The 13650-nt window shown below is 64.0% G+C and carries 15 protein-coding genes; all 15 read right to left on the bottom strand.

Annotation, left to right across the window (positions count from 1 at the left end; translation table 11 throughout):
* Positions 1-19: 19 nt before the first annotated feature.
* On the bottom strand, positions 20-1114 hold the full coding sequence (gene hisC, locus ASF61_RS21890; RefSeq protein ID WP_056160901.1) for a histidinol-phosphate transaminase: 1095 nt from the start codon (positions 1112-1114) through the stop codon (positions 20-22).
* A 16-nt stretch (positions 1115-1130) separates the two neighbouring features.
* Entirely contained in the window at positions 1131-2150 is a 1020-nt protein-coding gene (locus tag ASF61_RS21885) for a site-specific DNA-methyltransferase (RefSeq protein WP_056160899.1), read from the bottom strand.
* Positions 2147-3481 carry a histidinol dehydrogenase gene (gene hisD / locus ASF61_RS21880; protein ID WP_056161115.1) on the bottom strand — a complete coding sequence of 445 codons (1335 nt, stop codon included), beginning with the start codon at positions 3479-3481 and terminating at the stop codon, positions 2147-2149. Before hisD ends, ASF61_RS21885 begins: the two co-directional genes overlap by 4 nt.
* 29 nt (positions 3482-3510) lie before the next feature.
* Positions 3511-4173, bottom strand: coding sequence for an ATP phosphoribosyltransferase (gene hisG, locus ASF61_RS21875; protein ID WP_056160896.1), 663 nt, complete (start codon positions 4171-4173; stop codon positions 3511-3513).
* Between the two features lie 111 nt (positions 4174-4284).
* Entirely contained in the window at positions 4285-5535 is a 1251-nt protein-coding gene (gene murA / locus ASF61_RS21870; RefSeq protein WP_056160894.1) for a UDP-N-acetylglucosamine 1-carboxyvinyltransferase, read from the bottom strand.
* A gap of 2 nt (positions 5536-5537) precedes the next feature.
* On the bottom strand, positions 5538-5774 hold the full coding sequence (locus ASF61_RS21865) for a BolA family protein (RefSeq protein WP_019924129.1): 237 nt from the start codon (positions 5772-5774) through the stop codon (positions 5538-5540).
* A gap of 63 nt (positions 5775-5837) precedes the next feature.
* On the bottom strand, positions 5838-6605 hold the full coding sequence (locus tag ASF61_RS21860) for an ABC transporter permease (RefSeq protein ID WP_056160892.1): 768 nt from the start codon (positions 6603-6605) through the stop codon (positions 5838-5840).
* Positions 6602-7516 (bottom strand): ABC transporter ATP-binding protein, encoded by a 915-nt coding sequence (locus ASF61_RS21855; RefSeq protein ID WP_056160890.1) that lies wholly within the window; start codon positions 7514-7516, stop codon positions 6602-6604. Before ASF61_RS21855 ends, ASF61_RS21860 begins: the two co-directional genes overlap by 4 nt.
* A gap of 216 nt (positions 7517-7732) precedes the next feature.
* Entirely contained in the window at positions 7733-8080 is a 348-nt protein-coding gene (locus ASF61_RS21850; RefSeq protein WP_056160888.1) for a lipid asymmetry maintenance protein MlaB, read from the bottom strand.
* A gap of 34 nt (positions 8081-8114) precedes the next feature.
* Positions 8115-8765: a phospholipid-binding protein MlaC gene (locus tag ASF61_RS21845; protein WP_056160886.1), complete on the bottom strand. Its 651-nt coding sequence runs from the start codon at positions 8763-8765 to the stop codon at positions 8115-8117.
* A gap of 43 nt (positions 8766-8808) precedes the next feature.
* On the bottom strand, positions 8809-9840 hold the full coding sequence (locus tag ASF61_RS21840; RefSeq protein ID WP_056160884.1) for a VacJ family lipoprotein: 1032 nt from the start codon (positions 9838-9840) through the stop codon (positions 8809-8811).
* Positions 9841-10311, bottom strand: coding sequence for an outer membrane lipid asymmetry maintenance protein MlaD (gene mlaD / locus ASF61_RS21835; protein WP_056160882.1), 471 nt, complete (start codon positions 10309-10311; stop codon positions 9841-9843).
* A gap of 33 nt (positions 10312-10344) precedes the next feature.
* Positions 10345-11133 (bottom strand): lipid asymmetry maintenance ABC transporter permease subunit MlaE, encoded by a 789-nt coding sequence (mlaE, locus tag ASF61_RS21830; protein ID WP_056160879.1) that lies wholly within the window; start codon positions 11131-11133, stop codon positions 10345-10347.
* Entirely contained in the window at positions 11130-11933 is an 804-nt protein-coding gene (locus ASF61_RS21825) for an ABC transporter ATP-binding protein (protein WP_082491880.1), read from the bottom strand. The genes mlaE and ASF61_RS21825 overlap by 4 nt, the downstream gene beginning before the upstream one ends.
* A gap of 246 nt (positions 11934-12179) precedes the next feature.
* Positions 12180-13643 (bottom strand): glutamate synthase subunit beta, encoded by a 1464-nt coding sequence (locus ASF61_RS21820; protein ID WP_056160876.1) that lies wholly within the window; start codon positions 13641-13643, stop codon positions 12180-12182.
* Between the last annotated feature and the right edge of the window lie 7 nt (positions 13644-13650).

Genomic DNA, 13650 nt, shown 5'->3' with positions numbered 1-13650 from the left:
AGGGGGCTCGCGAGGTTACTCAGGCTGCCAGCGATGCGGCGAAGGCATCGAGGAAGGTGGCGTTTTCTGCCGGGGTGCTGACCGTGATGCGCAAACAGTTGGTCAGCACAGCATGCATTTTACTCACATTTTTTATTAATACCTTGTGAGACAGTAGTTTGGCGTTGATGGCCTCGGCATCGGGCACGCGGACCAGGATAAAGTTCGCCGCCGACGGGAATACCTGCACACCGGGAAATTTTGCCAATGCAGCCATCAGATCGGCGCGTGCGGCGCGCAAGGCGGCCGCCTGCTGGTTCAGTACCCCGACGTGGTCGAGCGCGAATTCGGCCGCTGTCTGGGTCAGCACGTTGATGTTGTAAGGAGGCCGCACTTTGTCGAGCTGCGCCAGCAGCGCGGGCGCCGCCGACATGTAGCCGAGGCGGATGCCGGCCAGGCCCAGCTTCGATACCGTGCGCATCACGACCAGGCTGTCGTACTGCGGCAGGCGGTCCATGAAGGTCTGCTGGGCGAACGGCTCGTAGGCCTCGTCGACCACGGCCAGGCCGAAGCCGTCCAGCGCCTCGATGATGGCGACGATGTCGCTGTCGGCAAACAGGTTGCCGGTCGGGTTGTTCGGGTACGACAAGAACACCAGCGCCGGCCGGTGTTCGGCAATCGCCGCCAGCATGGCCGGCAGGTCGAGCGTGAGGTCGGCCTTGAGCGGCACGCCGACGTAATCCATGCCCGCGTACTGCGCCGAGCGCGCATACATCACGAACGACGGCGTGGGCGAAAGCACCACGGCGCGCCGGTCCTGGCGCGCGCAGGCCATGCACAGGATCGAGATCAGTTCGTCCGAGCCATTGCCGAGCATGACGTCGTAACCGGCCGGCACGCCGAGCGTGGCGCACACCTTCTGTTTCAGGGTATCGTAGGACGCGACCGGGTAGCGGTTCAGGGTGGCGGCAGCCAGGCGCGCACCGAGTTCCTGCAGCAGGGGCGCCGGCAGCTGGTACGGGTTTTCCATCGCATCGAGCTTGGTATAGCCGCTCGCGTCGGCCACATGGTAGCCATGCATGGCGACGATGTCCGGGCGGATGGCTAGGGCGATGAGGGTGTCGATGGCGGACATCTGGCAGGGCTCCTGTTCAGGCTACGATTAACGGTCGTTTGGCGGCTGCCCTGGGCTTGGCAACGGCGATTTTTCTGGGTGCGGCTTGCGGTGCAGCCTTGGGGACTGCCTCGGCTGCAGTCTTTGGTGATGCCTTGGCTGCGGTCTTTGATACTGTCGCAGTTGCTGCCTTCGTTGCTGCCTTCGTTGCTGCCTTGGTGACGGCCCTTGGTGCGGCTTTCGCTGCAGCCTTTGCGGCCGGCTTTGCGGGCGCCGGCTTCTTCTTGGCCACCGGCGGCAGCTCCAGCGCCGCCAGCCGTGCATCGATGATGGCGCAGTAGTCGGGATTGAGTTCGAAGCCGACGAAGCTGCGCCCGCAGCGGCGGGCGGCAATTGCCGTGGTGCCGCTGCCCATGAACAGGTCGAGCACCACGCCGTCGGGCGGGCACGAGGCCTTGATCATGCGCTCGATGATTTCGAGCGGCTTCTGGGTCGGGTGGTCGGCGCGTTCCGGGTGCTCGCGGTGCAGGCGCGACACGCTCCACAGATCCTTGGGGTTGTAACCGACTTCGAGCCACTTGGCGCCGATAAAGATCGAGCGCGAACGCGCCTTCTTGGTCTCGGCATCGTACGGAATCCGCACGGCGTCGAGGTCGAAATAATAATCCTTGCGGCGCACGAAAAAACCGATGGTGTCGTGCACCGACGAAAAGCTGCGCACGCTGCCGCCCATCGACGGCACGCGGCGGTCCCAGATGATCTCGTTCATCATCGTCATGCGCTGTTTCAGCAGCACGAAGATCTCGGGCGAAAAGCGCCACGTCAGAAAGATGTACAGGCTGCCGTTCGGTTTGAGCTTGGGCAGCGCCGCGTCGATCCACTGCTCGGTCCAGCGCAGATAGTCATCGACCGTCTGCTGGTCGGACGCGTTGCCGTAGTCCTTGCCCAGGTTGTATGGCGGGTCGGTCAGGATCAGGTCGATGGAACCGTCGGGGATGCGGGCCAGCCCGGCCAGCGCATCCTCGCAAAAGACCTGGTTGCGCCACTTGTCGGTCATTGCGTGTCGGTCCCGGCCTGCAGGCGCAGCTCGGCGCTGCGTGCGTGGGCCTGCAGGCCTTCGCCATACGCCAGTGCGGCCGCGATCTTGCCCAGGGTCTGGGCGCCCGCTTCGCTGACGTGGATGATCGACGAGCGCTTCTGGAAATCGTAGACGCCCAGCGGCGACGAGAAGCGCGCCGTGCGCGAAGTCGGCAGCACGTGGTTCGGGCCGCAGCAATAGTCGCCCAGCGACTCCGACGAGAAGCGGCCGAGGAACATGGCGCCCGCGTGGCGGATCTTGTCGGCCCACTGCTGCGGGTGTTCGGCCGAGATTTCCAGGTGCTCGGCAGCGATGCTGTTGGCGATCGCGCACGCTTCGTCCATGTCGCGCACCTTGACCAGCGCGCCGCGGTCGGTCAGCGACGTGCGGATCGTATCCTGGCGCGGCATGGTCGGCAGCAGCCGGGCGATGCTCGCCTCCACCCGGGCGATGTAGTCCGCGTCCGGGCACAGCAGAATGGCCTGCGCCAGTTCGTCGTGCTCGGCCTGCGAGAACAGGTCCATCGCCACCCAGTCCGGGTCGGTGGTGCCGTCGCAGATGACCAGGATTTCGGACGGACCGGCGATCATGTCGATGCCGACGATGCCGAACACGCGGCGCTTGGCAGCGGCCACGTAGGCGTTGCCGGGACCGACGATTTTATCGACCGGCGCGATGGTCTCGGTGCCGTAGGCCAGCGCGGCCACCGCTTGCGCGCCGCCGATCGTGATCACGCGCGTGACGCCGGCGATCGCGGCAGCAGCGAGCACCAGCTGGTTTTTCACGCCGTCCGGGGTCGGCACCACCATGATGATTTCCTGCACGCCCGCGACGTGGGCCGGAATCGCGTTCATCAGCACCGACGACGGATAGGCGGCCTTGCCGCCGGGGACGTAGATGCCGACGCGGTCGAGCGGCGTGACCTTCTGGCCGAGGATGGTGCCGTCAGGCTCGGTATAGGTAAAACCGTTCAGTTCCTGCTTTTGCCGTTCGTGGAACACGCGGATGCGCTGCGCGGCCACCTCGAGCGCTGCGCGCTGGGCGGCGGGGATGCCGGCCAGCGCCGCCTGCAGTTCGGCCTGGCCGATCTCGAAAGCGGCCATGCTGGCGGCGCCGCCGTCGGGAATGCGGTCGTAGCGGTTGGTGTAATCGAGCACGGCGGCGTCGCCGCGCGCCTTGACGTCGGCCAGGATGCCGGCCACGGCGCGCTCGATCGCCTCGTCGGTGCCTGCTTCAAATGCCAGCAAGGTGTGCAGGGACGTCTGAAAATCGGCTTGGGTGGAATCGAGCTTGGTAATCTGAATCGACATGATGGCTTCCGGCGTGTCAAACAAGGAGGTTATTTTTTGGCCGCGCGCTCGAACGCTGCGAGAATCGGCTGCAGGCGCTGTCGCTTGAGCTTCAGGGCGGCCTGGTTGACGATCAGGCGCGACGAGATGTCCATGATCGCTTCCACTTCCACCAGGTCGTTGGCGCGCAGCGTGTTGCCGGTGCTGACCACGTCGACGATGGCGTCGGACAGGCCGACCAGCGGCGCCAGTTCCATCGAACCGTACAGCTTGATCAGGTCGACGTGCACGCCCTTCTTGGCGAAGTGCTCGCGCGCGGTCTGCACGAACTTGGTGGCCACGCGCAGGCGCGCGCCCTGGCGCACGGCGGTCTCGTAATCGAAACCGTTCTTGACCGCCACCGACATGCGGCAGGCGGCGATATTGAGGTCGATCGGCTGGTACAGGCCTTCGCCGCCATGCTCGAGCAGCACGTCCTTGCCGGCCACGCCGAAGTCGGCCGCGCCATGCTGGACATAGGTCGGCACGTCGGTGGCGCGCACGATCAGCACGCGCACGCCGGGGTCGTTGGTGGCCAGGATCAGCTTGCGCGACGTCTCGGGATTTTCAGTGACGGTAATGCCGGCCGCTTCCAGCAGCGGCAGGGTGTCGTCGAAAATCCGGCCCTTGGACAGGGCGAGGATCAGTTGCTGGTTGTCTGGAAATGCGTTCATGATACGGTCCGTTTTTTTAGTGATCGCCCGCTCCGTCGTCCCCGCGCAGGCGGGGACCCAATTGGATTCCCGCCTGCGCGGGAATGACGTGCTGGCGTCCAGGCTGCTGCCTTACTTGATGCGCCTGATGTTCGCGCCCACCGCCGACAGCTTCACTTCCATCTGGTCGTAACCGCGGTCGAGGTGGTAGATGCGGTCGATCAGCGTTTCGCCGCGGGCGGCCATGGCGGCGATCACCAGCGACGCCGAGGCGCGCAGGTCGGTTGCCATCACCGGCGCGCCGACCAGCTGCTCGACGCCCTTGATGAAGGCGGTGTTGCCGTCGGTCTCGATGGCCGCGCCCAGGCGGTTCATCTCCTGCACGTGCATGAAGCGGTTTTCGAAGATGGTTTCGGTTACGCGGCTGGCGCCATCGGCGATGGTGTTGACCGCCATGAACTGCGCCTGCATGTCGGTCGGGAAGCCCGGGTATTCGGTGGTGCGGAACGTCACCGGGTGCGGGCGCTGGTCCATCTGCGCGCGGATCCAGTTCTCGCCCACGGTCAGTTGCAGGCCCATTTCGCGCAGCTTGTCGAGCGCCGCATCCATGATGTCCACGCGGGTGTTGCGGATCGTGATGTCGCCGCCGGTGGCCGCCACTGCGCACAGGAAGGTCGCCGCTTCGATCCGGTCCGAGATCACGGCGTGCCTGGCGCCGTGCAACTCGGCCACGCCCTGGATCACCAGGCGGTTGGTGCCGATGCCCTCGATCCGGGCGCCCATGGCCACCAGCAGGTTGGCCAGGTCGGTCACTTCCGGTTCGCAGGCGGCGTTTTCCAGCACGGTCTCGCCGTCGGCCAGGGTGGCGGCCATCAGCAGGTTTTCGGTGCCGGTGACGGTGATCATGTCGGTGACGATGCGCGCGCCCTTGAGCTTGGCGCACTTGGCGTAGATGTAGCCGGCCTCGATGTGGATCTCGGCGCCCATCGCCTGCAGGCCCTTGATGTGCTGGTCCACCGGACGCGAACCGATGGCGCAGCCGCCCGGCAGCGAGACCTTGGCCTGGCCGAAGCGCGCCAGCAGGGGACCGAGCACCAGGATCGAGGCGCGCATGGTTTTCACCAGCTCATATGGCGCTTCGAGCTTGTCGATGGCCGCACCGTTGAGGGTGACCTTGTCGGTGTCCTGGCTGACTTTCAGGCCCGTCTGGCCCAGCAGTTTCAAGATCGTGGCCACGTCGTGCAGGTGCGGCACGTTGGACAGTTCGACGTCGCCCGACGTCAGCAGGCCGGCGCACAGGATGGGCAGGGCGGCGTTCTTGGCGCCCGAGATCGTGATGTCGCCGTGCAGGCGGTGACCGCCTTCAATGAGAAGCTTGTCCATGCTTAGCCTTGGTATTCTTCCGGGGTGAGGGTTTTCATCGACAGCGCGTGGATTTCCTCGCGCATGCGGTCGCCCAGCGCCGCGTACACCAGCTGGTGGCGCTGGATCGGACGCTTGCCGGCGAACGCCGGCGACACGATGATGGCCTGGAAGTGCTGGCCGTCGCCGTCCACTTCGAGGTGCGTGCATTCGAGCCCGGCCGAGATATAGCCGTGGATCAGTTCTGGAGTGGTAGCCATGATGGGGTCCTGTGTTAAATCTGTTATCTGTAGTTGACGCATGGTGTTCAGCTTATGTTCAGCTTAGTGACGCAGCCGGTAGCCGCTGCGCAGCAGGCGGATCGCCGCCAGCGACAGCACCACCAAGAAGGCCGAGACGATGGCCAGGCTGGTCCAGGGGCTGGTGTCGGACTGGCCGAAGAAGCCGTAGCGGAAGCCGTCGATCATGTAGAAGAACGGGTTCAGGTGCGAGACCGTCAGCCAGAACGTCGGCAGCGAGTGGATCGAGTAGAACACGCCGGACAGGAACGTCAGCGGCATGATCAAAAAGTTCTGGAACGCGGCCAGCTGGTCGAATTTCTCGGCCCAGATGCCGGCGATCAGGCCCATGGTGCCGAGGATGGCCGCGCCCAGCAGGGCAAACACGATAATCCACAGCGGCGCTGCAAAGCTCATGTGGGCAAACCAGGCGGTGACGGCAAACACGCCCAGGCCCACGGCCAGGCCGCGCACCATGGCGGCGATCACGTAGGCCGAGAAGATCTCCCAGTGCGACAGCGGCGTCAATAGCACGAACACCAGGTTGCCGGTGATCTTGGACTGGATCAGCGACGACGACGAATTGGCGAACGCGTTTTGCAGCACGCTCATCATCACCAGGCCCGGAATCAGGAACGCGGTGTAGCTGACACCCTCGTACACCTGCACCCGCCCTTCGAGCACGTGGCCGAAGATCAGCAGGTACAGCATGGCGGTCAGGATCGGCGCGGCCACGGTCTGGGTGGCAACCTTCCAGAAGCGCAGCGTCTCCTTGTAGACCAGGGTGCGGAAACCGCTCGAGATGAAGTTCATACGGTCCCCTTGTCCATGATTTGCAGGAAGATGTCTTCGAGGTCGGCCTGCTGCAGCTGCATCTCGTCGATCACGGCGCCCGACTCGCGCAGGCGCGCCAGGATGCCCTCCACTTCCGCATACTCGTTGATGCGCAGGCTGTACTTGCGGCCATGGTCGGACACCTCGGGGTGCGTGACCAGGTGGCGCAGGTCCTCCGGCAGGTCGCCGGCCGTCATGTTGACGATCAGCTGCGAGCCCGAGATGCGGCGGATCAGCGCCGCCATCGAATCGAGCGCGACGACCTTGCCGCTTTTGAGCATGGCCACGCGCTTGCACATGGCCTGCGCTTCTTCCAGGTAGTGGGTGGTCAGCACCACCGTGTGGCCTTCGCGGTTCAGGCGCGAGATGAACTTCCACAGCGTCTGGCGCAGTTCCACGTCGACGCCGGCGGTCGGCTCGTCGAGCACGATCACGGGCGGCTTGTGCACCAGCGCCTGCGCCACCAGCACGCGGCGCTTCATGCCGCCCGACAGCGCGCGCATATTGGTGTCGGCCTTGCCGGTCAGGTCGAGGTTGTGCATCACCTCGTCGATCCAGGCATCGTTGTTGGGCAGGCCGAAGTAGCCCGACTGCAGGCGCAGCGTTTCGCGCACGGTGAAGAACGGGTCGAACACCAGTTCCTGCGGCACCACGCCGAGCTTGCGCCGTGCGGCGCGGAAGTCGCCGGTGACGTCATGGCCGTGGATGCTGACCGTGCCGGCGTCGGGCCGGATCAGGCCGGCGATGATGGAAATCAGTGTGGTCTTGCCGGCGCCGTTCGGGCCCAGCAGGCCGAAAAACTCGCCCTCCTCGATGGTGAGCGACACGCCGCCCAGTGCCTGGAGCGACTTGTAGCGCTTCTCGACATTCGTTATTTGGATTGCTGACATTCTCGACTTTAGGTTGTGCGGCGGCAGGGCCGGCGCTGGGTGCCCGCCAGCGGCCAAAACGGCGTGTGGCGGTGAATCCGGGAGCGCCACAGCTTGTAGCCGCGGCAACGTTCAATTATAGGGGAAATTCGGGTCGGTCGAGCCGGACCGGCGGTTATCGCAACGCTGACGACGGCGACCAGGTGTTACGGCCGGCGGCAACGGGAAGGGCGGAGGTCAATGATGGTGATGCTGGTCGGCAGGCGCAGCGGCCATGGCGACGGTGGTGTCTTGCGTTTCTTGTTGATCCGGAAATACCAGGCCGCACACGCCATACAGCTTGGTCAGGTTTTTCAGCGACGCCGGCAGGTTGCGCAGCGTGAGCTGCGTCCCGGCCGCGCGCGCGGCGCGCTGCCAGGACAGCAGGACCGACACGGCCACCGAGTCCACCGCTGTAACGTTGCTTAAATCAAACGTCCGCTGGCCGGCCTTGATGGCGGCCAGGCCGCGCTCTTGCGCCGCAGTGGCGTTGAGCACGGTCAGGGACGTGAGCGATTGCAGGTTGTCGGTGGCGTCGGTGGTCATGGCGGTGGCTTGGTACTGACTGGTGAGGGACTGGTTACTTGCCTGGCGTGGCAGGCTTGGTCGTGAGCGGCTTGCTGGCCAGGGACTTGTTCTTCTCGGCCAGGGTCTTGATCAGACCGTCGATGCCGCCCTTGTTGATCTCGGACGTGAACGTGCCCTTGTAGGTTTCCACCAGCCACGCGCCCATGACGTTGATGTCATAGATCTTCCAGCTGTCGCCAGCCTTGGCCACGCGGTAGTTCAGCAGTACCGGGTCGCCACGCGACATGTTGACTTGCGAGCGCACTTCGACGTCGGTGTCGGCCGCGTCGGCACGCAGCGGCTTGAAGGTGATGGTTTCGTTCTTGATCTGCGACAGCGCGCCCGAGTACGTGTACACCAGCAGCGTGCGGAACTGGTCCGACAGCGCTTTCTGCTGCTCAGGCGAGGCCTGGCGCCAGAAGCGGCCGGCCGCCAGCGCGGTCATGCGGTTGGAATCGACGTACGGCAGGATCTTGTTTTCGACCAGCGACATGATTTTTTGCTGGTTGCCGGCCTGGATATCCTTGTCGGACTTGGCGGTGTTGATCACGTCTTCGCTGATGCGCTTGACCAATGCATCGGGCGCCTCGGCCGCTTGCGCGTTCATGGTGAAACCCATCGTGGCGACGGCGGCGACTGCTATCAGTTGTTTGATCAGATTCATCGTTTATCTACCTTTAGTAAGTTCTTCGGGTCACAAGCTGGTGTCAATGTGCAGCTTGGGGGTCAGAGTTTAACGCGTTCGGGGCAGATTCCGCTGACACGGTTGGCGAAGTTTCCAGGGCGGCAACAGTTTGCACGGTGCTGACGGCAGGGGCAGCGTCCGCTTGCGGCGTAGCCGGCGCTGGTGCCTGGGCCGGTTCTGCTGCTGGCGCTGGCGTTGCTGCCGGAGCGGGCACTGCTGCCGGCGTCTGCTCGGTTGCCGGCGCCGGCGTTGCTGGGTCTGCGGCCGGTGCAGCTGGGCTGGCCGGGGCTGCTTGCCCGTCGGCCGGCTTGGCCGCGCCGCCGTCGTCTTCGCCATACGGATCGGCGTCCTGCTTTTTCTTGCGGGGATTGCCGTCCGGGAAGACCTGGTTTTCACGGCGCTGCAGATAGCCGTCGCGCATGAATTCGTAGCGGTCCAGGGCTGCCGCTTCAAACAGCGAACCGGCGTCCAGCAAACCGGCGCGGGTATCGACCAGGTTGATGCCGGTGCCGATGTTGCGCACGTGGACCGGGTCCTTGTAGCGCCACAGGTTGCCGGCGAAATCGGCCGGCAGGGCCACCGTGTCGCGCACGGTGGACGGCCCCAGCAGCGGCAACACCAGGTAAGGTCCCGGTTCCAGGCCCCAGACGCCCAGGGTCTGGCCGAAGTCTTCCTTGTGCTTTTCCAGGCCGGCCGGGGTGGCGATGTCGAACAGGCCCAGGATGCCCAGCGTGGAGTTCAGCGCAAAGCGGGTCAGGTCGGTCATGCCGTCCTCCCCCTTGCCTTGCAACAGGTTGTTGACGGCGCTCCAGGCATCGGAAATATTGCCGAAGAAGTTGCCCACGCCCGTTTGCACGAACGACGGCGTGACGTCGCGATAGACAGTAGCCACCGGCTTCAACGCGTAGGTATCGACCTTGTCGTTGAAGTTGAACATGGCGCGGTTATAGCTTTCGTAGGGGTCGCGCGGGTTGGGGCCGGCGCAGCCGGCCAGCATCATCGCGGTTCCCAGCACCAGCATGCCGGTGCGCAAGGCGTTTTTATTGCTTTTCATTTAGTCGTCCTTTTTACCTTCGGCAGCCTTGCTGTAGATGAACTGATTGATCAGGTCTTCCAGCACGGCAGCCGACTGGGTCCGTGCGATTTTGTCTCCGGCGACCAGGTTTTTCTCGTCGCCGCCGGCTTCGATGCCGACATATTGCTCCCCCAGCAGGCCAGCGGTCAGGATCTTGGCCGAGCTGTCCTTGGGGAATTTATAACCCTCATCCATGTTCAGGGTAACGAGCGCCTGGTACGTCTTGTCGTCGAAACTGATGTCGCCCACGCGGCCGATCACCACGCCCGACGCCTTGACCGCTGCCTGCGGACGCAGGCTGCCGATGTTGTCGAACTTGGCCGTGATGGCATAGGTCTTACCGAACGACAGGGAGCCGGTATTACTGGCCTTTAACACCAGAAACATCAGGGCCGCCACGCCGATGACGATAAACAGGCCGACCCAGACATCCAGAGATTTGCGTTGCATAACTATCCTCGTTAATTCTCATTAATCTTACAACTATTTGCTGAACATCAGCGCCGTCAACATGAAGTCCAGCCACCAGACCATCAGCGACGAAATCACGACCGTGCGGGTGGTGGCGCGCGCCACGTCTTCCGGCGTCGGCCGTGCCTGGTAACCCTGGTACAGCGCGATGAAGGTGATCGCCACGCCGAACACGATGCTCTTGACGAAACCGTTGAGCACATCCTTGAACAGGTCGACGCCGCCCTGCATCTGCGACCAGAAGGCGCCCTCGTCCACGCCAATCAATTGCACGCCGACCAGGTAGCCGCCCATCACGCCCACCGCGCTGAAGACCGACGCCAGCAGCGGCACCGAGATCACGCCGGCCCAGAAGCGCGGCGCCAGCACGCGCTGGATCGGATTGACCGCCATCATTTCCATGGCCGACAGTTGCTCACCGGCCTTCATCAGGCCGATTTCGGCCGTCAGCGAGGTGCCGGCGCGGCCGGCAAACAGCAGCGCAGTGATGACCGGCCCCAGCTCGCGCGTCAGGCCCAGCGCGACCAGCAGGCCCAGCGACTGCTCGGCGCCGTACTTGTTGAGCGTGTAATAGCCCTGCAGGCCCAGCACCATGCCGACGAACAGGCCGGACAGGGTGATGATGACCATCGAATAATTGCCGATGAAATGCAGCTGCTCGACCAGCAGGTGCGGGCGGCGGAAGATCAGGCCCGGCGACAGGCGCAGGATTTCGAGGAAGGTGCGCGCAGCGAAGCCGATGCCCTCGACGAAATCGCGCAGCGGCGCACCGAGCCGTGACAACAGGTTTTTGACACTCATGCTTTGACTCCCAGGCCCAGGTCGTCGGCCAGGGATTTGCCGGGATAGTGGAACGGCACCGGCCCGTCCGCTTCCGCGTTGACGAACTGGTGCACATACGGGTCGGTGGACGCCATCATGTCGGCCGGCGTGCCGTGCGCAACAATCTTGCCCTGCGACAGGAAATAAACATAGTCGGCGATCGCGAAGCACTCCTTGACGTCGTGCGACACCAGCACCGTGGTCGAGCCGAGCGCCGTGTTCAGGTTGCGGATCAGGTTGGCGGTGACACCCATCGAGATCGGGTCGAGGCCGGCGAACGGCTCGTCGTACATGATCAGTTCCGGGTCGAGCGCGATCGAGCGCGCCAGCGCCACGCGGCGCGCCATGCCGCCCGAGATTTCTCCGGGCTTCAGTGCCGCGGCATTGCGCAGGCCGACCGCGTGCAGCTTCATCAATACCAGGTTGCGGATCAGTTCTTCCGGCAGATCGGTGTGTTCGCGCAGCGGGAAAGCGACGTTTTCATAGACGGTAAGATCGGTAAACAGCGCGCCATGCTGGAACAGCATGCCCATCTTGCGGCGCAGCAGGTACAGCCCGGCCGTATTGAGTTTGTGGACCACCTGGCCCTGCACCTTGACCTGGCCCCGGCGCGGCACCAGCTGGCCGCCGATCAGGCGCAATACCGTGGTCTTGCCGCTGCCCGAGCCACCCATGACGGCGATCACTTTTCCACGTGGGAAATCCATGCTCAGTCCGGACAGGATGGCCCGTTTCCCATATGAGAAGTGTAAATCGCGAATTTCGACTAGATTGGACACGACGGAACTCTTTATTTTTGATGCCGTATTGTAGTGCAGAAAGGTCAATCCCTGCTGAAAGCACCTGCGTGCGTGGCAAAGTGACCAATGATGTATCGCAGATAATACAGTACTACTGAACACAAAGTCAGCAATTTACAGCAAGCGCGATTTGTTACACGTTCGGCATGCGCTCAAGCGACAAAAAACCCGGGCCGCGCGGGCGTGGCCCGCCCGTTCCCGGGTCTGGCGACAGGGTGTCGCGGTTCAGCGCGGCAGTTCCGAGCTGCCCATCAGGAATTCATCGACCGCGCGTGCGCACTGGCGTCCTTCGCGGATCGCCCACACCACCAGCGACTGGCCGCGCCGCACGTCGCCGGCAGCAAACACCTTGGCAGCCGAGGTTTTGTAGCAGCCTTCGCCATCGGTGGTGGCCTTGGCGTTGCCGCGGCCATCCTTGTCGACCCCGAAGGCGTCGAGGATGCTGGCCACCGGCGAGACGAAACCCATGGCCAGGAACACCAGGTCGGCCTTCATCTCGAATTCCGAGTTCGGCACTTCGACCATCTTGCCGTCTTTCCATTCGACGCGGCACGCCACCAGTTTTTCCAGCTTGCCGCCCTTGCCTTCCAGGCGCTTGGTGGCCACTGCCCAGTCGCGCTCGCAGCCTTCGTCGTGCGACGACGAGGTGCGCAGCTTGGTCGGCCAGTACGGCCATACCAGCGGCTTGTTTTCCTGTTCGGGCGGCATCGGCATCAGTTCGAACTGGGTGACCGAGGCGGCGCCCTGGCGGTTCGAGGTACCGACGCAGTCGGAACCGGTATCGCCGCCGCCGATCACCACCACGTGCTTGCCGGCCGCCTTGATCTGGTCCTTGACCTTGTCGCCGGCATTGACCTTGTTTTGCTGCGGCAGGAAGTCCATCGCGAAGTGCACGCCCTTCAGCTCGCGGCCCGGCACCGGCAGGTCGCGCGGCTGCTCGGCGCCGCCGGCCAGGACCACGGCATCGAACTCTTTTTCCAGGTCTTCGGGGAAGATGGTTTCCTTGGCCCAGTTGTTGACGTTGGCCGGGAAATCCTTGCCGATCAACACGCTGGTGCGGAACACGACGCCTTCGGCTTTCATCTGCTCGATGCGGCGGTCGATGTGCGACTTTTCCATCTTGAAGTCCGGGATGCCGTAACGCAGCAGGCCGCCGATGCGGTCCGACTTTTCAAACACGGTCACCGCGTGGCCGGCGCGCGCCAGCTGCTGGGCCGCCGCCAGGCCGGCAGGACCGGAACCGACCACGGCCACCTTCTTGCCGGTCTGCCGGGCCGCAGGCTGCGGCACTACCCAGCCGTGTTCCCAGCCTTCGTCGATGATCTTGTGTTCGATCGACTTGATGCCGACCGGGTCTTCGCTGATGCCCAGGGTACAGGCGGCCTCGCACGGCGCCGGGCAGATACGGCCGGTGAACTCGGGGAAGTTGTTGGTCGAGTGCAGCGTGTCGAGCGCCTCGCGGTAGTTGCCGCGATAAACGAGGTCGTTCCAGTCGGGGATGATGTTGTTGACCGGGCAGCCATTGTTGCAGAACGGGATGCCGCAATCCATGCAGCGCGCGCCCTGCACCTTGGCTTGCTCGTTCGTCAGGGGGATGACGAATTCGGCGTAGTTTTTCAGCCGCGTGGCAGGGGGCAGATAGCCTTCTTCCTGACGCTGGAATTCCATGAAACCGGTGATTTTACCCACGATTAAA

The organism is Duganella sp. Leaf126 (assembly GCF_001423125.1).
In the GTDB taxonomy this organism is placed as follows: domain Bacteria; phylum Pseudomonadota; class Gammaproteobacteria; order Burkholderiales; family Burkholderiaceae_D; genus Rugamonas.
The sequence above is the reverse complement of the archived record's forward strand: the minus strand, read 5'-3'. Positions and strand labels throughout refer to the sequence as shown.